Origin of the sequence: Flavobacterium lipolyticum, from assembly GCF_020905335.1 — a bacterium.
GTDB lineage: Bacteria > Bacteroidota > Bacteroidia > Flavobacteriales > Flavobacteriaceae > Flavobacterium > Flavobacterium lipolyticum.
In genome coordinates this window covers 2,269,887-2,286,913 of the sequence record NZ_JAJJMN010000001.1, presented here as the reverse complement: position 1 = coordinate 2,286,913, position 17,027 = coordinate 2,269,887, and the positions used below count along the sequence as shown (strand labels likewise).

Annotated in this window: 20 protein-coding genes; 15 read left to right on the top strand and 5 right to left on the bottom strand. The window is 34.9% G+C overall.

The window, feature by feature from the left end; translation table 11 throughout:
- The first annotated feature begins 36 nt into the window (after positions 1–36).
- The 3 genes from LNQ34_RS10150 (at position 37) to LNQ34_RS10140 (ending at position 2,416) form a co-directional block, all read left to right on the top strand.
- Positions 37–264 (top strand): hypothetical protein, encoded by a 228-nt coding sequence (locus LNQ34_RS10150; RefSeq protein WP_202702865.1) that lies wholly within the window; start codon positions 37–39, stop codon positions 262–264.
- A 91-nt stretch (positions 265–355) separates the two neighbouring features.
- Positions 356–1,312, top strand: coding sequence for a geranylgeranylglycerol-phosphate geranylgeranyltransferase (locus LNQ34_RS10145; protein WP_202702864.1), 957 nt, complete (start codon positions 356–358; stop codon positions 1,310–1,312).
- Positions 1,313–1,507: 195 nt separating this feature from the next.
- A complete protein-coding gene (locus tag LNQ34_RS10140) occupies positions 1,508–2,416 on the top strand; it encodes a pseudouridine synthase (protein WP_017494756.1) in 909 nt (302 codons plus the stop codon).
- Between the two features lie 61 nt (positions 2,417–2,477).
- Here LNQ34_RS10140 and LNQ34_RS10135 read toward each other — a convergent pair whose 3' ends face one another.
- Positions 2,478–3,080 (bottom strand): DUF937 domain-containing protein, encoded by a 603-nt coding sequence (locus LNQ34_RS10135; protein WP_229999540.1) that lies wholly within the window; start codon positions 3,078–3,080, stop codon positions 2,478–2,480.
- Positions 3,081–3,361: 281 nt separating this feature from the next.
- Positions 3,362–3,862, bottom strand: a complete 501-nt coding sequence (locus tag LNQ34_RS10130; protein WP_202702862.1) for a DUF456 domain-containing protein — start codon at positions 3,860–3,862, stop codon at positions 3,362–3,364.
- 48 nt (positions 3,863–3,910) lie between these two features.
- Between LNQ34_RS10130 and LNQ34_RS10125 the strand changes: the two genes are divergently transcribed.
- Positions 3,911–4,294 (top strand): hypothetical protein, encoded by a 384-nt coding sequence (locus LNQ34_RS10125; protein WP_229999538.1) that lies wholly within the window; start codon positions 3,911–3,913, stop codon positions 4,292–4,294.
- A 47-nt stretch (positions 4,295–4,341) separates the two neighbouring features.
- Entirely contained in the window at positions 4,342–4,827 is a 486-nt protein-coding gene (locus LNQ34_RS10120; RefSeq protein ID WP_229999536.1) for a hypothetical protein, read from the top strand.
- Between the two features lie 28 nt (positions 4,828–4,855).
- Here LNQ34_RS10120 and LNQ34_RS10115 read toward each other — a convergent pair whose 3' ends face one another.
- Both LNQ34_RS10115 and LNQ34_RS10110 read right to left on the bottom strand, forming a co-directional pair.
- A complete protein-coding gene (locus LNQ34_RS10115) occupies positions 4,856–5,959 on the bottom strand; it encodes a glycosyltransferase family 2 protein (protein WP_229999535.1) in 1,104 nt (367 codons plus the stop codon).
- Positions 5,956–6,900, bottom strand: coding sequence for a lysylphosphatidylglycerol synthase domain-containing protein (locus tag LNQ34_RS10110; protein ID WP_202702858.1), 945 nt, complete (start codon positions 6,898–6,900; stop codon positions 5,956–5,958). The genes LNQ34_RS10115 and LNQ34_RS10110 overlap by 4 nt, the downstream gene beginning before the upstream one ends.
- Positions 6,901–6,953: 53 nt before the next feature.
- On the opposite strand from LNQ34_RS10110, the gene LNQ34_RS10105 reads away from it, so the two are divergent.
- The 9 genes from LNQ34_RS10105 to LNQ34_RS10065 all read left to right on the top strand — a co-directional run bounded on the left by LNQ34_RS10105 (position 6,954) and on the right by LNQ34_RS10065 (position 12,706).
- Positions 6,954–7,514: a hypothetical protein gene (locus tag LNQ34_RS10105; RefSeq protein ID WP_202702857.1), complete on the top strand. Its 561-nt coding sequence runs from the start codon at positions 6,954–6,956 to the stop codon at positions 7,512–7,514.
- A 41-nt stretch (positions 7,515–7,555) separates the two neighbouring features.
- Positions 7,556–8,110, top strand: coding sequence for a crossover junction endodeoxyribonuclease RuvC (gene ruvC / locus LNQ34_RS10100; RefSeq protein WP_229999533.1), 555 nt, complete (start codon positions 7,556–7,558; stop codon positions 8,108–8,110).
- Positions 8,111–8,186: 76 nt separating this feature from the next.
- Positions 8,187–9,341 (top strand): radical SAM family heme chaperone HemW, encoded by a 1,155-nt coding sequence (gene hemW, locus LNQ34_RS10095; protein ID WP_229999532.1) that lies wholly within the window; start codon positions 8,187–8,189, stop codon positions 9,339–9,341.
- 120 nt (positions 9,342–9,461) lie between these two features.
- Positions 9,462–9,839: a GxxExxY protein gene (locus tag LNQ34_RS10090; RefSeq protein WP_229999525.1), complete on the top strand. Its 378-nt coding sequence runs from the start codon at positions 9,462–9,464 to the stop codon at positions 9,837–9,839.
- Between the two features lie 57 nt (positions 9,840–9,896).
- On the top strand, positions 9,897–10,769 hold the full coding sequence (locus LNQ34_RS10085) for a cyclase family protein (RefSeq protein WP_229999523.1): 873 nt from the start codon (positions 9,897–9,899) through the stop codon (positions 10,767–10,769).
- Positions 10,770–10,798: 29 nt separating this feature from the next.
- Entirely contained in the window at positions 10,799–11,200 is a 402-nt protein-coding gene (locus LNQ34_RS10080) for a GNAT family N-acetyltransferase (RefSeq protein ID WP_202704113.1), read from the top strand.
- On the top strand, positions 11,197–11,547 hold the full coding sequence (locus LNQ34_RS10075; RefSeq protein WP_202704112.1) for a DUF4260 domain-containing protein: 351 nt from the start codon (positions 11,197–11,199) through the stop codon (positions 11,545–11,547). The genes LNQ34_RS10080 and LNQ34_RS10075 overlap by 4 nt, the downstream gene beginning before the upstream one ends.
- A gap of 8 nt (positions 11,548–11,555) precedes the next feature.
- Positions 11,556–11,927 (top strand): MmcQ/YjbR family DNA-binding protein, encoded by a 372-nt coding sequence (locus LNQ34_RS10070; RefSeq protein ID WP_017494743.1) that lies wholly within the window; start codon positions 11,556–11,558, stop codon positions 11,925–11,927.
- A 71-nt stretch (positions 11,928–11,998) separates the two neighbouring features.
- The gene (locus LNQ34_RS10065; RefSeq protein WP_229999521.1) at positions 11,999–12,706 is read left to right on the top strand and encodes a PH domain-containing protein; all 708 of its coding nucleotides are present in this window, start codon (positions 11,999–12,001) and stop codon (positions 12,704–12,706) included.
- Between the two features lie 126 nt (positions 12,707–12,832).
- Here the strand turns inward: LNQ34_RS10065 and LNQ34_RS10060 are convergent, their stop codons facing one another.
- Positions 12,833–13,933: a DUF4407 domain-containing protein gene (locus tag LNQ34_RS10060; RefSeq protein WP_229999519.1), complete on the bottom strand. Its 1,101-nt coding sequence runs from the start codon at positions 13,931–13,933 to the stop codon at positions 12,833–12,835.
- A 269-nt stretch (positions 13,934–14,202) separates the two neighbouring features.
- Here LNQ34_RS10060 and LNQ34_RS10055 point away from each other — a divergent pair, with 269 nt between their 5' ends.
- The gene (locus tag LNQ34_RS10055) at positions 14,203–17,013 is read left to right on the top strand and encodes a TonB-dependent receptor (protein WP_229999517.1); all 2,811 of its coding nucleotides are present in this window, start codon (positions 14,203–14,205) and stop codon (positions 17,011–17,013) included.
- Positions 17,014–17,027 lie beyond the last annotated feature (14 nt).

The window sequence follows — 17,027 nt, the reverse complement described above, 5'->3', positions numbered from 1 at the left end:
TCGCTTTCTTTAAATAGACCTTAAAAGTTTAAACTTATGAATCGTATTTTAAAGATTATCAAAGCGACTTTTTCAGGAGGAATTCTATTTTTAACACCTTTAATTTTATTAGCGATACTTTTAGAAAAAGGATTTAATATTGTTCAAAAAATCACTGTTCACTACACGAAAGTAAAGTTTTCAGCATTGATTATTGAAGAAGCTGCTGTCATTGTCTTTATCTGCTCTGCAACAGGATCACAACTTTTCCTTTTCGGCTCCTGATGCTTCAAATTCGCAGGGAGCCTATTTATGTTTTGCAGAAGGAGAACCTAAAAACAAGTCTAGAATTAAAACCTGAAACCAAACTCAAAAAATGTTAAGCAGACAGCACAAACTTTTAGTAATGAAAATTGTTAGTTTGTTCTCCGTAGTGAGAGGCTATAACATCCCGATTATTGTTTTGGCTCAATACTTATCCTCTATTTTTATACTGGCACCGGAAAAAAGAGCACTGGATATTTTGTTGGATTTCAATTTATTTTTAATCGTTTTTGCTTCCGCAATCACTATTGCTTCAGGTTATATTATCAATAATTTCTACGACAGCCAAAAAGATTTAATCAACAGACCTAACAAATCAATGTTAGACAGATTAGTCAGTCAAAAAACAAAACTATCCGTTTATTTTACACTCAACTTCATTGCGGCCTTAATGGCGCTGATTGTATCCTGGCGTGCTTTTCTATTCTTTTCGGCATACATTTTCCTCATTTGGCTCTACTCTCATAAAATAAAAAAATACCCTATTGTTGGTAATCTCTGTGCGGCCTTCCTGGCAGTAGTTCCATTCTTTGCTATCCTGTTATATTTCTACAACAAAATTTCGTTTGAAGAAATCGAGAATCACATGAGTCATTTCATGGTTATTTCATCTCACGCGATTTTCTTGTTTTTATTGTTGCTCATTCGGGAAATGATAAAAGATCTGGAAAATCTCAAAGGTGATTTAGCTAACAATTACAGAACAATCCCAATTCTTTACAACGAAACGGTTTCCAAACAAATCATTACAGTTTTAACGATCCTGACAGTGGTTCCGGTTTACATTTTAATCAACATTTACGATGTGGGTTATATGGACATTTACTTTTATGTCTGTTTTGGCGTATTGCTATTTTTCCTGATTTATTTATGGAAATCAAACTCTAAGGAACAATTTTTACTATTACACAATGTCTTAAAATTCCTGATTGTTTCGGGAGTATTTTGCATCGTATTAATTAATCCAACTGTCTTATGGCATGGAAAAAATTTATTACTAAAATCTTAACGGTTTAATAGCTCATTTTTGCCCTTTGCTTTGCTTTCACCGTGTAAAATCTTCATAGTGTAACTTTCAAAATGCTTAAAAAAAGACAATTGTAACACTCTTATAACTCTAAAAAACAACAGCTATCAATCTAAGAACAATGAACTTAGGATTATTTAGCAAGAATAAACTATCTTTGCACAAATTACAGAATTTATGAACAATAAGGAAGGCAATAATAAAAGAGGCGGTTCGAGACCAAATAGCTCAAGACCAAACTCTAACAAGCCAAAACCTCCTATGGCAAAACGTGCTCAAGGGCCGAAAAAGGTAAAACCTGCTGTGAAGGCTGCCGAAGAAGAAAAGGCGCAGAAAATTAAAAAACAGAATCAGGCTCCAAAAAGACAAAAAGCTTCAGACGAAATTCGTTTAAACAAATACATCTCAAATTCAGGTGTTTGTTCTCGTCGTGATGCCGATATATACATTCAGTCCGGAAATGTTAAAGTAAATGGAGTTCCGGTAACTGAAATGGGTTATTTAGTAAAATTAAATGATGTTGTAAATTTCGACGGCGTTACTTTGACTCCTGAAAAGAAAGAATACATCTTATTAAACAAACCTAAAAACTTTACCACTGCTCTTGACGAAGGTCAGGAATATCGTAATGTTTTAGAGTTAGTTCGTGGTTCTACAACGGCAAAAATTGCTCCGATTGGAAGAATGGACAAAAACACAACCGGTTTATTGCTGTTTACTAACGACACGGACATGATTCGTAAATTTACTTTACCAAATCAAAAATCATCTAAGATTTATCAGGTTTCTTTAGACAAAAACTTGAAATTTGAAGATTTAGAAAAAATAAGTAAAGGCTTAGTTCTTGACGGACACCGTGTTTTCGTAGAAGAAATCAGTTATATTGAAAAAGAAGCAAAAAGCGAAGTAGGTCTTAAATTACGTTCTTCGAATGTAAAAGTAGTACGTGCTATTTTCGAAAACTTTGACTATGATGTATTACGTATTGACCGTGTATCGTTTGCAGGTTTAACTAAAAAGAATTTACCGAGAGGTAACTGGCGTTTTTTAACTGACCAAGAAGTTATCAACTTGAAAAACGTATAAAAAACTACTCAAATTGATTTAAATACAAATCCTGTTTTACGCTGTAAGACGGGATTTTTTTTTAGAAGCTGAAAAAGTTATGACCGAATAAAGTAAAAATAGATCTTCCTATAGATTGGTTTTTTTCTTCTACTGTTTCGTAACAGGAAAAACCCAGGATAATTTTGATTCCGGGAGGAATACTGTTTAAAATATCTCTTTTTTGATCTTCTAAAAGCAATTTTAAACTCTCTACTATTTGGATATTATTCTTAAGATAAGAGACGACTAGTAAAGCAGAAAAGTTAAGAATCTCTCGGGCTGTTTCACTTTTGATTCCGACTTCGTTTGAAATCATTTCAGAAATCCTGCCTTTTTTATTGGTAAAAATTTCTTTCAGCAAACTATTCCCTTCTAATCGATAACAATCGTCAACGGATAAAATACGTCCTGATGTAAAATCGACTTCCTGATAGAAAGTGGAATCGTCCTGTATCATTGAAGTAATTCCTTTGTAAAAATCCGACTCCTCCGCCCTGTTGTACAACCCCATTAAAACCGTACCTATCGAAACATCAATTCCTTTAATTAAAAGTGCATCATTTTCAAAATAAAACTTGTTCAACTTTGAAACAACATTAGAAGAAATAAAACGTCTAAGTTCAATTTGTAGGTTAGGAGTCATATTTAACTTATTTGAAATTATTTAAATCCATTAAAAATAATCGACGAAGTGAGGCTTTTTATCGTTTATCAGGATAAAAATATAAAATATTCTAACATTTCCAAAAAATAAGTTAAATGGTGAATTATTGCCTAAACAGTTGTTAAACATAAAAATCCCCAACCTCCAGTAAACATAACCCATTCGTTATCAAAACAAAGAAAAATCCTCTCAAAAAAAAAATCACATTTTTTTGATAAAAAATTAAAAAATAAGAAAAAGCTTAAGGATAAATACGCGATTTAAAACAGTAATAAGCGATTTTGCCAGACAATGCTAATAAAAATACCCAGGAAAATAATGCAGCATAAAAAATTCACAAAACTCGAAGCCAAAAAGCCTAAAACAGATCCTGTTGCCGCTTTCAGTGCTCTTTGATGATTGGTCGAATCATAAATCAACTCTCCAACCAAAGCCCCTACAAAAGGCCCAATAATAACTCCAAAAGGAATAGGAGCAATAATACCTACAATTAAACCAATGTTAGTTCCCCACACGCCATACGAACTCCCTCCAAATTTTTTAGTCCCTTTTGCCGGGATGATATAATCAAGAATCGTAATTACAATCGTTAGAAAAAGGGTAATGCCTAAAACCCAATAATTGTTCTCAACTGCTTTGGTCAGGTACAGCAGTAACAGCCCCACCCAGCAAGACGACAATCCGGGTAATACAGGCAGAAAACTGCCAAAAATCCCAACAATCATGCATATAAATCCCAGCAACAACAATAGTAAATCCATATCTTTTTTTGTAAATTTGATCTACAAACTTTCTAAAGGAACAAGTTAATGCGTCAATTTTTGCAATTTATCTCCTGTAGTTTTCTGATCCTTGTCATCAATAGCAATTTGCATGCCCAAACTAAAACTCTCTCAATAAACGACAGACTTCTGCAAGACAGCATTTATAAAAGTAATAAGAAAAAAGTGCTCAACTTTTCGATGAAAGATTTTAATACTTTATTCTTCGAATATTTTAATCGAAAAAATGATCCAAATATTGTATTAAGCAAAACGGAGTACTACAATTACACCGTTCGTATTGCTGCTTTTTCTGACCGACTAGCTTCTTTATATCCTGAAGAAAAAGAAGTTGCGGCAAAAAACAAAGAAAAATGGCTGTCGGAAAATTATGAAGATTATTTGCAATTCAAAGCTTCTCAAAAAAAATAATTGTATTTTTATATTCTAATTTATTTATTCAATCCAACATCAAAGTCTTGAAGAAGCTTTTCCTTTTATTCGTAATTCTATTTTTCCATTCTTGTCAATATTTTGAGAAGAAGGTCCCGTCTGAAAAAGAATTACTTCAAAAAGAACTAAAATCGATTAACTGGAAAGAAGTTGATGAGTTTCCATCTGTTGCCAATTGCGAAAAAATTAACGATAAAAAGCAGCGTCAACAATGTTTTTTTGAGGTAATGGCACAACTTATTCAGGAAAAACTGGATATTGACACCCTTTCCATACTCTATCCCGAACTTGACACCATCGAAGTGAAAGTGACCGTTTTTCCAAACTCAACCATGAAATTCGAACCTCAATTTCCTAAAGATTCTGTTGCCTACGACACTATTAAAATTGATAGTATTCTACATGCCCGCCTGGTTGATTTCCCTAAAGTAAATCCGGCACTTAAACGCGGAATTCCGGTAAAAACACAATTTATCTTACCTGTCATTCTCAAGGCAAAAGAAAAAAAATAGTTGTTTTACCTATTAGTAGTAGAAGATTTTATTTCGTAAACTTTCTTCCCTTCCATTCATAAGAGCCAAACAAGCTGTACAAAGCCACAGCCGAACTGAAAAAAGGATATAACAAATTACTTAAGAACAAACTTTTTATTTTGTCTTTCACTAAAAAACGGTTCGTAGCATAGAGTAAAATATAATCGATTGTGAATTTTGAAAAAGCCAACAAAACAAAGAAGTAATAAGGCAAAATCGAAAAAACAACACTACAAAACCCAACTACAAAACTCAGGTTTCCCAAGAAAACAATAAGACCTAATCGCTTTCCAAAGCTGCTTTGATACGAACTTGTTTTGGCCGCCCAACGAACCCTTTGATAAAATAAGGTCTTCCAGTCCTCCGTTGGTTTTGTGCTTACAATTGCATCCGTTGCCTTTAAATAATGTACTTCATCAGGAAATAAACCAACCGCTTTTTGCAGTAAAAACACATCATCTCCACTGGCAATTTTGCTATTCCCTTCAAATCCATTTAAATCTTGAAACAGCGATTTAGTATACGCAAAATTGGCTCCGTTGCACATAAAAGCACTTTGAAGTCCAAAACTTCCAATAGTAGCACCTTGCAGACTCGTTAAATCCAATTGCTGAAAATGGTGCAAAAAAGAGTTCTCGCATTCGTACGTTACAGCTCCTGCCAGCATCGAAACCTTATTTTGCTGAATGTAATTATCAAATGTCAACAACCAATTCTCAGGCACCAGGCAATCGGCATCTGTAGTAACAACCCAATCCGTTTTCACCAATTGCATGGCCGTCGAGATAGCATCTTTTTTAGGAGAATTTGAAACCCGGACATTATCGATTTGTGAAATGCGAAATTTGAAATTTGAAACTTGAAATTTCTTCTTAGAATTATCATCTACCAAAATAACTTCAAACAAATCATTAGGGTAATTCAGTTCCGAAAAACACCGCAAAAGATTAGGTAAGTTTTCTTCTTCATCCCGAAACGGAACTATAATCGTAAAGTTTGTTTGAGGTTTTAAACCTGCATTTTGGTACTTTTTTACTTTAAAAAATCCATAAATAAGCAAACCAATGGCAATCAAATAAATACCTAATATGATAGACAAAACCAAAATCATTCTGCTGTTTTGGTCTTAAAATTTAGTACATAATAAGCTCCTATAACAACCGGTAAAACCACATTAAGAAACCACATCAGCGTGCTGATAAAAACTACAATCCACTCGTTTACCCCTAAAATTCCAAAGAAATAAATCGCAACACTTCCTTTTACCGCAAAATCCAGAAACTGAAAAGTAGGCAGTGACGAAGCCAGGAAGTAAACTACCGCAATGGTAGCAATTAAAGTAAAATAAGGTAAATCAACATCAAAAGCCAAGAACAAAAAGTAATACTGATGTGAAAAGACCAAATACCGTAAAATTCCTAAAACAATATTCTTACGGTGAACTGATTTTGGGATTTCGTTAATCTTATGTACTAATTTCTCGATCGAATATCCTTTAATTTTTATTTTCTTCACGGAAAACAAAACAACCAATAGCAACACAAAGCCCCCGAACAAAACAGCAACCGTTTGAGTTGTAATAATCTCATATTTGGCATTAAAATACAATAACCCAAAAACCCCAAAAATTACCGTTAAGATCATCTGGATTCCGTTGCAGATCAGGTTTAAGAAAATTACTTTTTTAGCGTCTGATTTCGAATAATACAAGGCTTTTCCGGCGTACTCTCCTACTCCGTTTGGCGTAAAAATTCCGGCTGTTAAAGCTGCCAATACCTGTTTTGTGGCTTCTCCTAAAGAAATCTCATGAATTACTTTAGCCAGATTTTGCCATTTCAGGATCTCGAAATAGCGGTTCAAAACACTCAAAAGCAATATAAACCCAATTCCTAAAACAGACTGATTTTTACGAAACAGCACAATGAATTTTTGCCAGTCCAATTGATCATTATGCGCCAACTGATTATAAATAAAGTAAAATGCACCACCTACAATCAAAAGTTTGATTAGAAGAACAAGGAATTGCTTAGCTTTGTGAGGAATTGAAATCATGTCGCAAAAGTAATCAATTTGAAAATGTGGCAATTTGAAAATTGGAAAATGAAATGTTAGAATCAGGAAATAAAAAACGAAATTTAATTAGCTCACTGGTAAATCATCATTTTTGCATAGAAAATGTAACAAAAAGCTCCATATTAGAGGTTTTAAAAGCATCAAATACCGAAGTTATAGAATTTGATGAAAAATTTGATTGGTCTTTTTTATCTGATGAAAGTTCAAACAATACCACAAAACCATTTATGTTATTTGACCAAATTAATGAATGGAGTTATCTAATATGGAATGTTTGGGATTTTGAAGAAACAAAGCAAATGACCTTATTTCTTTCGAAAGAGCTTAACACAAAAGTTTATTATTTTTTCGTTGATCCATGGATCGCCACTTGCAGATGGGTTTTAGCAGATAACGGAACTCTTTTGACATCCTATTATGAAAGTCATGGTACAATTTTAAATAACGAAGATAATTCTGAAACCGAAAATATATTAAAACAAGAAGATGATTTCGAAGATAAGTTTTGGAATTTATACAACAGTATTTGTCAATCAATAGAAATACTGAATAAAGAACAAAATGTAATACTAACAAAGGGACATCTAAACTGATAAACTTTGAACGTGAAACATCAAACCTGAAACAAAAAAACTTGACAAAAGAACGCATCATATTAGGTATTGACCCCGGAACAACCATTATGGGTTTCGGATTAATTAAAGTCACTAATAAAAAAATGGAATTTCTGCAGCTTAACGAACTGCAATTATCCAAATACGACAATCATTACCAAAAATTAAGAATCATATTTGAGCGTACTATCGAACTTATAGAAACGCACCATCCTGACGAAATAGCGATTGAGGCTCCTTTCTTCGGCAAAAACGTTCAATCGATGCTGAAATTAGGGCGTGCACAGGGTGTCGCAATGGCAGCGGGACTCTCGAGAGGGATTCCCATCACTGAGTACGAACCTAAAAAGATCAAAATGGCGATTACCGGAAACGGAAATGCCAGTAAAGAACAGGTCGCAAAAATGCTCCAGCAGCTTCTTGGCCTAAAAGAATTACCCAAAAACCTCGACTCAACAGATGGTCTTGCGGCTGCCGTTTGTCATCATTTTAATTCCGGTAAAGTTATTGCCGGTAAAAGTTATTCGGGTTGGGATGCTTTTGTGAAACAGAATGAAGAACGAATTAAAAAATAGTTTTCTGTCGCAGTCACAGTTTACAACTAAAAAATACTGAGACTGAAAACCGGGACTGAAAACTGAGACTAAAATCATGAGCGGCATCTACATCCATATCCCTTTTTGCAAGCAGGCTTGCCACTATTGCGACTTTCATTTTTCGACTTCAATGAAAAAGAAAGACGAGATGGTTTTGGCTTTAGCCAAAGAAATTATCCTGCGAAAAGATGAATTGAACCTTACGGACTCCGCTCGAAGCGACAATCAAATTGAAACTATTTATTTTGGCGGCGGGACCCCATCCGTTTTGAGTAATGACGAGATCAACTTTTTAATCGAGACCATTTACAACCATTACAATGTTGTAGAAAATCCGGAGATCACACTCGAAGCAAATCCCGACGATTTATCTCCTGAGCGAATTTTAGAATTATCAAAAAGCCCTATAAACCGTTTAAGCATTGGAATTCAGTCTTTTTATGAAGAAGATTTAAAGATGATGAACCGTGCTCATAATTCGGTGGAAGCGATAAATTGTTTGAAAGAAGCGACCAAATATTTCGATAACATTTCACTCGATCTGATCTATGGAATTCCCGGTCTGACTGACGAAATGTGGAAAAAAAATATTGAAACAGCGTTGTCCTTCGGGATTCCCCACATTTCGAGTTATGCCCTGACGGTAGAGCCCAAAACGGCTTTAAAAAAACTAATTGACACCGGTAAAATTGCAGAACCACAAGACGAAGCGGCTTCCAGTCATTTTATGATTCTAGTGGACACACTTGAAAAAAATGGTTTTGTTCATTACGAATTATCCAATTTTGGGAAGGAAGGTTACTTCTCCAAAAATAATTCCGCTTATTGGCTCGGCAAAAAATACATTGGAATTGGTCCTTCGGCTCATAGTTTTGATGGCCACAAAAGAGGCTGGAATGTGGCTAATAACGCTTTGTATCTAAAGGCAATTCAGCATAATGAACTTCCTATTGAAACGGAAATTCTGACTGTTTCAGATCGTTATAATGAATATATTATGACAGGGCTACGAACCATTTGGGGCGTTTCTCTGGAAAGAATTGAAAACGAATTCGGATCGGAATATTTGAATTATTTACTAAAACAATCTCAAAAATTCTTAACTGATGATTTGCTTTCAATTGAAAACAATATTCTTAGACCAACTTTAAAAGGAAAATTTTTAACGGATGGAATAGCAAGTGATCTCTTTTACTTAAATTTGGAATAAGAAGTTAACCGCAAGGTTCGCTAAGGTTTACGCAAAGAGCGCAATTCATCAATTGTAAGAATAGGATTACTTTTATTTTTTTGTACTACATTTGAGTTTTAATTTAGAATATTAAAACTCATGTCAGAAAATGAATTATCGCGAATTGTATTTAACAGTGCATTAAAAGTTCATCAGGCTTTGGGACCCGGACTTTTAGAAAGTGCTTATGAAGAATGTCTTTTTTATGAATTAAAAAAACTTGGCTTATCCATTGAAAAGCAAAAAGCCCTACCTTTAATTTATGAAGAAGTAAAATTAGATATTGGTTATCGTTTAGATATTTTAGTAGAAAATAAATTAATTTTGGAGATAAAGTCAGTCGATTGTTTAAATGAAGTTCATTTTGCTCAATTATTAACTTATTTAAAACTAACCAATTGCAAATTAGGTTTATTAATCAATTTCAATGTTTGTTTAATAAAAAATGGTATCAGGAGAGTAGTTAACAATCTTTAAATAAAAAATTCTGGCGTTCTTAGCGTAAACCTTAGCGCCCCTTGCGGTTAAACAAACATGATAGCAAAAATCAACAACTTCGAAATCGACTTATCAAAACCCATTGATATTTCAATTCCGTTAACCAATACTGACGAAAACCCGATTGCCTGGTACATCGAAAAACCAGTCATTGAACCAGTCGTTTTTGGTGATTGGATTGGGAAGGTTTCTGAAGGAAAATCATCTACTAATTTCAATAATATTTTCTTCAACCCTCACGGGCATGGAACGCATACGGAGTGTTTGGGACATATTACGAATGACTTTTTCAGTATCAATCAGTGCTTAAAGCAATTTTTCTTTACTGCCCAACTGATTACAGTTGAGCCCGAAAAAATGGGTGATGATTTAGTAATTACGAAAGAACACATTTCGGCTTCGCTCAATGTGACAAATATTTCGGCTTCGCTCAATGAGACACATACTCCAACTTCGCTCAATGGGACTCATACTCCAACTTCGCTCAATGGGACAAATGATTTGGCTTCACCCAGCAAAACAATTGAAGCTTTAATTATTAGAACACTTCCAAATCAAAAGGATAAAAAATCAACGAAATATTCCAATACCAATCCGCCCTATTTATCAGAAGAAGCGGCAATTTTCATCCGCGAAAGCGAAATTCAGCATTTATTGATTGATTTACCAAGTGTTGACAGAGAACATGATGAGGGAAAATTACTGGCACACAAAGCGTTTTGGAATGTAAAAGACACCCACAATCTCAATTCCGACGCGCGATTAAACGCAACCATTACCGAAATGATTTTTGTTTCGGATGAAATCGAAGACGGAGCCTATATACTAAATCTCCAAATTGCTTCGTTTGAAAATGATGCAAGTCCAAGCAAACCAATATTATTTCAGATTTCAAATCTTACAAGCTAAAGTCTTAAATATAAAATCGATCCTCTAAAATGATAACCGTTTCAACAGATAAAAGCAAACTTGATGTTCCATTTATCCAAAATTTCCTGAAAGACATTTACTGGGCTGCCGGAAGAACTATCGAAGAGGTCCAAACAACAATAGATGCTTCGGTTTGTTTTGGCATTTATCTTAATGATGAACAAATTGGTTTTGCAAGAGTCATTACTGATTATGTTGTTTTTGGCTATGTAATGGATGTTTTTATTACCGAAGAACAACGTGGCAAAGGATATTCCTCTATTTTGGTAGAACACATGATGAACGATCCACAGCTCAAAAAAATTCAGATTTGGAGGTTAGCCACCACTGATGCTCACTTTTTATATGAGAAATTTGGTTTTAGTGCTTTACAACATCCCGAAAAAATGATGGAAAAGAAGATATCATGAAAACAATACTCAAACTTGAAGAACTGGGAATGTTTATTCTCGGAATCTATTTATTTAGCCTTTTAAACTATCAGTGGTGGTGGTTTTTAGTCTTCATTCTGGCTCCTGATTTTTCTATGACGGGTTATCTATTTAATTCCAAAATTGGTGCTTTATCCTACAACCTGTTCCACCATAAAGGAATTGCAATAATAATTTATACCTTAGGTTGTTATTTAAAAATAGAATACATCCAACTTATCGGAATCATTTTGTTCTCTCATGCTGCGATGGATCGTTTTTTCGGTTATGGTTTGAAATATCAAAAAGGTTTTAAGTATACACATTTAGGTGAAATTGGTAAATAAAAAATAATATGAATCTGGAAACGTACTACGAATATTGTCTTTCAAAAAAAGGAGTCAGCGAGCACTTCCCTTTTGACGAGGACACTTTGGTTTTTAAAGTTGGCGGAAAAATGTTCGCATTATCCTCCTTATCACAATGGGAAAAAAACGAACCCTCGGTTAACTTAAAATGTGATCCCGAACGTGCTCAGGAACTAAGAGCCGAATATGAAGAAATCAAACCCGGATTTCATATGAGCAAAGTGCACTGGAATACTATCGCTCTCAACGGAAGTTTACCAACCGCTTTCCTTAAAGAATTGATCGATCATTCGTATGAATTGGTTTTCAAAAGTTTGACAAAGAAAATTCAGAATGAAATTATCGAATTAGAAAATTAGGCATTACATTTGCAGCATAAGACCAAAAAATTAGCAACTCAGTTACCATGTAACTTAGCAACTTATCAATCATGAAAGAACAATTTAAAAAATTTCTGAACGAAGAACAAGACCCTAAAGCGATTGAAAAAATCACTTCGAAGCTCAATGATTTATTGATGAAAAACGAAGAAATCGGGTACATTGCGGTTCAAAAAAAACCTGCAATTACTGTTTTTCCGGATAGCATAATCTTAACCAACAAACGTATTATTATCTGCAAACCTAAAAACTTAGGTTTATCAATGGATTTTACAGATTATACCTGGGATGATATAACAAGCACTTTTGTAAAAGAAAACATTTTAGGTTCTGAATTCTCATTTGGCACCAAAACTGATCTGACCATTTCGATCGATTATATTCCGAAAACTCAGGCCAGAAAAATTTATACATATGCTAAAGAGCAATTGGATTTGTTAAAAAATCCAGCAACTCCTGAGACTCCAATAACTGAAGCAACACCAATCGTTGAAGATGATTTTGAAGACGACGTAGAAGAAGTTGAAACAGAAGAAGTGACCAGTTTTGCCGAGATTTTGCCTGTTACCGCTACTCCTTATGAAACTTTTGAACATATTCAACCCGCTCCAACGTCTACAGGAGAACGTAAATTAAGTGACTTATCCAAAGAAGAACTTTTTGATAAACTTCAGAATTATAAAAAACTGCTTGACAATGGTTTAATCATGCAAGGGGAATATGACACTTATAAGAAAGAGATATTAAGTTATATGTAATTTAGTCTTAAAGTCTAAAGTCATAAAGTCTTAATGCTCTTGTTGATATCAACAAAAAAGCCAGAATAGAAGTTTTTCTATTTCTGGCTTTTTTACTTTATGACTTTCGACCTGCGACTTTACGACTTACAAAGTAGCTTTCTGCTTCTCTACAAAACTATTCGATTGCAGCTCCAGTAACTCTTTTGCATTTTTACGCTGTAAATCAAAAAGACCTCTGTCTCCGGCAATATCAGCGTATACTTTATCGTGCATTTCGGCACTGGTTCTCACCAATAATTCACGCTGGTATTTATTCTGTTCCAAAGTCGCTTTCATAGCCGTTTCGGCTTCTTCCTGTTTGAAATCGAATTCGCCTTTAGGAGCCAGTAATTTTGCTATAATTGGAGAAGTCTCAATTGCCAAAAACAACAGCATGATAAAAAATGAAGGAAGCCAAGGTAACTTATTCAAGGCATTAATGCGCGCCATTAATCCGTCAAAACCTTCAATGATGGGCTGTGTCTGCGTGACTTTTTTATCTAAGTCAGTCTGTAATTGTTTTCCTGTTTTTTCTTTCTCGGCAATTTTTGCTTCGTTAGCAGTCTTTAAAGCTGCAAGCTCTTTTAAAGCCGCATCATGTTTATCTCGTTTTTCCTTATAAACCGGTCCTTTCCCCAGTTTCTTCGTTCCCGAAGTCCCTTCAGCTTCCGTGATATAAGTAGAGTACAAAGCATTTACTTCTTTTTCTTTCGTCAGAATATCATTTTTCAAAGCAGCAATCTCAGCCTTGTTTTTATCTAAATCTGATTTGAAATAATTACCTACCTGCTTTTTGTTCGCCAATTCCATCTCATTTTTTTCTTTCAATAAAACGGTATTGATTTCTTTTTCGAAAATTTTAATTTCCAGAGGTTTCGAAATTACAATTGCTATAATAATAGCCAATATAATTCTGGGAGTCGCCTGAATAAATTCATCCATAAAACGATCTCTTTTTTTAATCGTCGAAACGATAAATCGGTCCAGATTAAAGATGAGCAAGCCCCAGACAAATCCAAAAGCTAAGGCCGGATAAAGAAAGTCAAAAACGGTAAAAAGCGCATAAGCACTGGCCAGAAAAGCCATAACGGCAGTAAAAAAAACCGTGGCGCCAATACCAACGTATTTGGTTTGTTCGCCATTTGAACAGCCTTCGAGCAGATCCCGATCGGCTCCGGAGCAAAGGATAAAAAATTGTTTTAACATGATTGATGATTTTTGATTGATGATTATTTCGTCAGTCCGCCCTTTGGGCTCCTGTGATAGGGCAAATTTAGCGCCAAAAAATTAAATTCTAAGTTAAATAGTTCATTTCTTTTAAGTTGGGTTCTTAAAAAACATTCCTCATTTAAATGTTATTTCAACATTAATCTATTTTTAATATAAATGACGAATCATAACACTATGTTAATTTTTTTTAAGTCCTTTAATAACATTCAGGTTCTAGTTTCGCAGCAAATCAAACTAAAACACAAATGAAAAAAATTTATTTAGTAATTACACTTCTGTTTTTAGCCTTATCTAGTTATGCTCAAAAGGCCATAATCTCAGGAAAAGTGCTGGATACAGATGACAAACTTCCTTTACCGGGAGCAATGATTCAAATTGTAGGTGAGAACAAATACACTGTTACAGATTACAACGGTCATTTTGAATTGCTTAGCATAAATGCAGGAACCTACCAGTTACAGGTAAAATATATTGGATACACCGCTCTCACAAAAGAAATTACAGTGGAACAGGGTAAAAACAACGTAATTGATTTTGCGCTTAAAACTTCGGGAACTGAATTGAACGAAGTTGTGGTGGGAGACATCTTAAAAGGTCAGGCAAAAGCCCTGAACCAACAAAAAAACAACAAAAACATTGGAAACGTAATCTCTTCTGACCAAATGGGGCGTTTTCCGGATGCCAACGTTGGGGATGCCTTAAAGCGTGTTCCGGGAATCACGATGCAAAACGATCAGGGTGAAGCCCGTAACATCATTATCCGCGGACTTGCCCCTTCATTGAACTCTGTTACCTTAAATGGAGATCGAATTCCATCGGCAGAAGGAGACAACAGAAATGTACAAATGGATTTGATTCCATCGGATATGATTTCGACAATCGAAGTCAACAAAACCTTAACTTCCGATATGGATGCAGATGCTATTGGAGGTTCTGTAAACCTGATCACAAGAGCTACACCAAATGGAGAGAGAATTTCTGCAACACTGGCCGGAGGTTATCTTCCAATCCGCGAACATGCTTCTTATACAGCGGGATTGGTTTATGGAAATCGTTTTCTCGACAATAAACTGGGAGCTGTTTTCAGCGGATCTTATAACAATGTGAATTACGGATCTGATAATATTGAGAACGAATGGGTAAAAGATAAATTCGGAAATGAATACTTACAGGCATCCGAGATTAGAAAATACGATGTACAGCGTATTCGTCGCAGCGGATCTGTGGCATTAGATTACAAATTTGATGAAAATAACACCATTTTTGCCAATGCCATTTACAACTGGAGAGACGATAGAGAAAATCGTTTCAGAACTACTTATGATGATATTCAGCCCATTTATAATGGTGGACAAATTACAGCTTTTAAAGGCCGTGTAAAACGTCAAACCAAAGGCGGGTCTGACAATAATCGTAATAAAAACAGCCGTTTAGAAGACCAACGTGTTCAGAATTATTCGATTCGTGGAGAACATTTAATCCACTCTAAACTGGATTTGGACTGGTCGGCCAATTATGCAAAAGCCAGAGAATACCGTCCGGAAGAACGTTATATCGAATACCGCCAAAAAGGTTTGGACTTAACTCAGAATCTATCTGATATCGAATTTCCGTTAATCGCAACCACCGGAGAGTCGCTGGACAAATTCAAGTTCCAAACAGCTACCGAAAATACAAATGAAACCAGTGAAAGTGAATTTGGAGCAAAAATTAATATTCGCTTCCCTTTTACTATTATACCATCTCAAAAAGGTAGATTAAGAACCGGACTCCGTCTTCGATTGAAAGAAAAAGAAAGAAACAACAATTTCTTTGCCTACACACCAATCAATACTGATATGGCTTTGCTGTCGCAGATTCCAAACAGTTTCTATGACGGTCAAAACTTTAATCCGGGTAGTAAATATGTTCCGGGTAGTTTTGCCTCGGCTAATTTCTTAGGAAGTTTAGATTTAAACAACGCTGCGTTATTCAACAAAAAAGCAGATCCATCAGAATTCTTAGCAGTAAATTTTAATGCCAAAGAAAACATTTATGCCGCTTATGTAAGATGGGATCAGGATTTTAACGATAAACTGTCTATGGTTTTAGGTTTTAGAGTAGAAAACACTCATATTGATTATACCGGAAACCGTGTTTTGGATGAAGAAAAATTAGAAAGTCAAATCAACACGACCAACTCTTACACTAATTTATTGCCAAGTATTTCATTCCAATACAACGCTACCAAAGACTTAGTTTTAAGAGCTGCCGCTACAACCGCTTTGGCCAGACCGGACTATTATGCTTTGGCTCCATATGTAAACAATATTGCTGCCGAAAAAGAAATTACAGCCGGAAACCCGGATCTTGATGCCACTTACTCGTACAATTATGATTTCATGGCCGAAAACTATTTCAAATCTGTCGGACTAATTTCAGGAGGTGTTTTCTATAAAAAACTGGAAAATTTCATTTACAATTATAGCGACAACCAATACACTGCTGCAAAATTTGCTGCTGATTTCCCAAACCAGGCAAATCCAATTCCGGCAGGTGAAAACTGGTCGTTTTTACAATCCAGAAACGGAGACACTGTTGATGTTTATGGCTTTGAAGTCGCTTTTCAGCGTCAGTTGGATTTCCTTCCGGGGAAATTCCTTAAAGGATTTGGTATTTATCTGAACTATACCTATACCAAATCTAAAGCAAAAGGAATTGCAGATGAAGATGGAAACGAAAGAAACAACATTAGCCTTCCGGGAACTACTCCGCATATGTTTAACGGCTCTTTATCCTGGGAAAACAAACGTTTCTCTGCCAGAGTATCGACCAATTTCACTTCAGATTATTTAGATGAATTGGGTTCAGAATCTTATAAAGACAGTTATTACGACAAACAATTTTTCTTAGACGCAAACGCTTCATTCAAAATTACATCAAAGCTTCGTCTTTTTGCTGAAGCAAACAACTTAACCAATCAGCCTTTGCGTTACTATCAGGGAGTTAAGACACATACCAAACAAGCAGAGTACTATCAGGCCCGATACAATTTCGGCTTGAAACTTGACTTATAATAATTTAAACCTAA

Excerpts from the sequence above, each read along its gene's own strand:
- LNQ34_RS10070 (WP_017494743.1), top strand. The coding sequence starts at position 11,556 with ATGAATCTGGAAACGTACTACGAATATTGTCTTTCAAAAAAAGGAGTC.
- LNQ34_RS10105 (WP_202702857.1), top strand. The coding sequence starts at position 6,954 with ATGTTAGAATCAGGAAATAAAAAACGAAATTTAATTAGCTCACTGGTA.
- LNQ34_RS10080 (WP_202704113.1), top strand. The coding sequence starts at position 10,799 with ATGATAACCGTTTCAACAGATAAAAGCAAACTTGATGTTCCATTTATC.
- LNQ34_RS10075 (WP_202704112.1), top strand. The coding sequence starts at position 11,197 with ATGAAAACAATACTCAAACTTGAAGAACTGGGAATGTTTATTCTCGGA.
- LNQ34_RS10145 (WP_202702864.1), top strand. The coding sequence starts at position 356 with ATGTTAAGCAGACAGCACAAACTTTTAGTAATGAAAATTGTTAGTTTG.
- LNQ34_RS10135 (WP_229999540.1), bottom strand. The coding sequence starts at position 3,080 with ATGACTCCTAACCTACAAATTGAACTTAGACGTTTTATTTCTTCTAAT.
- LNQ34_RS10110 (WP_202702858.1), bottom strand. The coding sequence starts at position 6,900 with ATGATTTCAATTCCTCACAAAGCTAAGCAATTCCTTGTTCTTCTAATC.
- LNQ34_RS10085 (WP_229999523.1), top strand. The coding sequence starts at position 9,897 with ATGATAGCAAAAATCAACAACTTCGAAATCGACTTATCAAAACCCATT.
- LNQ34_RS10115 (WP_229999535.1), bottom strand. The coding sequence starts at position 5,959 with ATGATTTTGGTTTTGTCTATCATATTAGGTATTTATTTGATTGCCATT.
- LNQ34_RS10090 (WP_229999525.1), top strand. The coding sequence starts at position 9,462 with ATGTCAGAAAATGAATTATCGCGAATTGTATTTAACAGTGCATTAAAA.
- LNQ34_RS10150 (WP_202702865.1), top strand. The coding sequence starts at position 37 with ATGAATCGTATTTTAAAGATTATCAAAGCGACTTTTTCAGGAGGAATT.
- LNQ34_RS10130 (WP_202702862.1), bottom strand. The coding sequence starts at position 3,862 with ATGGATTTACTATTGTTGTTGCTGGGATTTATATGCATGATTGTTGGG.
- LNQ34_RS10125 (WP_229999538.1), top strand. The coding sequence starts at position 3,911 with ATGCGTCAATTTTTGCAATTTATCTCCTGTAGTTTTCTGATCCTTGTC.
- LNQ34_RS10140 (WP_017494756.1), top strand. The coding sequence starts at position 1,508 with ATGAACAATAAGGAAGGCAATAATAAAAGAGGCGGTTCGAGACCAAAT.
- LNQ34_RS10055 (WP_229999517.1), top strand. The coding sequence starts at position 14,203 with ATGAAAAAAATTTATTTAGTAATTACACTTCTGTTTTTAGCCTTATCT.
- hemW (WP_229999532.1), top strand. The coding sequence starts at position 8,187 with ATGAGCGGCATCTACATCCATATCCCTTTTTGCAAGCAGGCTTGCCAC.
- LNQ34_RS10065 (WP_229999521.1), top strand. The coding sequence starts at position 11,999 with ATGAAAGAACAATTTAAAAAATTTCTGAACGAAGAACAAGACCCTAAA.
- LNQ34_RS10060 (WP_229999519.1), bottom strand. The coding sequence starts at position 13,933 with ATGTTAAAACAATTTTTTATCCTTTGCTCCGGAGCCGATCGGGATCTG.